This window comes from Curtobacterium sp. B8 (assembly GCF_000333315.1).
GTDB lineage: Bacteria > Actinomycetota > Actinomycetes > Actinomycetales > Microbacteriaceae > Curtobacterium > Curtobacterium luteum.
The window spans coordinates 1-948 of record NZ_BACW01000464.1; the positions used below are offsets into that span (position 1 = coordinate 1).

Below are 948 nucleotides of genomic sequence, written 5' to 3' on the forward strand. Positions count from 1 at the left end.
CGTACGGGCGAGCACGCCGAGATGACCGTCCTCGAGTGGGGTGCGGCGCTCGACACCATCGGCGAGGAGATCGTCTGCCGCATCGGCGCGCGCGTGCCCCGCGTGTACGAGGGGCACGACGCCGAGGGCCACGTCGCCGAGTACCTCCGGGGGGAGCGGTGACCGAGCCGCGCGTCCTGCTCGACATCGAGGTCGACTCGACCGCCGCCATGGGCGAGCTCGGGGCCCGGCTCGCCGGTGTCCTGCGCGCGGGGGACCTCGTCGTGCTGACGGGGCCGCTCGGTGCCGGCAAGACCACGCTGACGCGGGGCCTCGGGGCGGCGCTCGGCGCACGCGGTCAGGTGTCGAGCCCGACGTTCGTGCTCGCCCGGACGCACCCGACCACGAGTGGCCCGGACCTGGTGCACGTCGACGCCTACCGGCTGAGCGACCCCGTGGAGCTGGACGACCTCGACCTCGACTGGGACGGCTCGATCGTCGTGGTCGAGTGGGGCCGCGGGTTCGTCGACGGCATCTCCGAGGCCCGCTCCCCGCGGGTGCACGGCCTCGGCACCCGGCACTCCTTCAACGACGTCGCCGACTCCCCCGGCGTGCTGCTCGACCTCACCGACATCCCGACCGACCTCCAGGTCGACGCCGAGCGGCGGACCGCGACGATGGGCGCCGGCACGCGCTACGGCCTCGTCGCCCCGGACCTCGACCGCGCCGGGTTCGCCTTGCACAACACGGGGTCGCTCCCGCACATCTCGATCGGCGGCGCGATCGCCACCGGCACGCACGGCTCCGGCACGACCCTCGGATCGCTGAGCACCGCGGTCCGTTCCCTCGAGCTGATCGGTCCGGACGGGGGTCTCCGTACCGTCCACCGCGGCGACCCCGGCTTCGACGGCACCGTCCTGCACCTCGGCCTGTTCGGCATCGTCACCCGCGTGACCCTCGACGTCGAAC

Annotated in this window: 1 protein-coding gene and 1 pseudogene; both read left to right on the forward strand. The window is 74.1% G+C overall.

What is annotated here, in order from left to right; all coding sequences use genetic code 11:
* Window positions 1-209 precede the first annotated feature (209 nt).
* Window positions 210-521, forward strand: a pseudogene (gene tsaE / locus I59_RS23495) (tRNA (adenosine(37)-N6)-threonylcarbamoyltransferase complex ATPase subunit type 1 TsaE); the annotation flags it as partial.
* A 69-nt stretch (window positions 522-590) separates the two neighbouring features.
* On the forward strand, window positions 591-948 hold a 358-nt coding region (locus I59_RS23500; protein ID WP_261976566.1), incomplete at its 3' end, for an FAD-binding protein.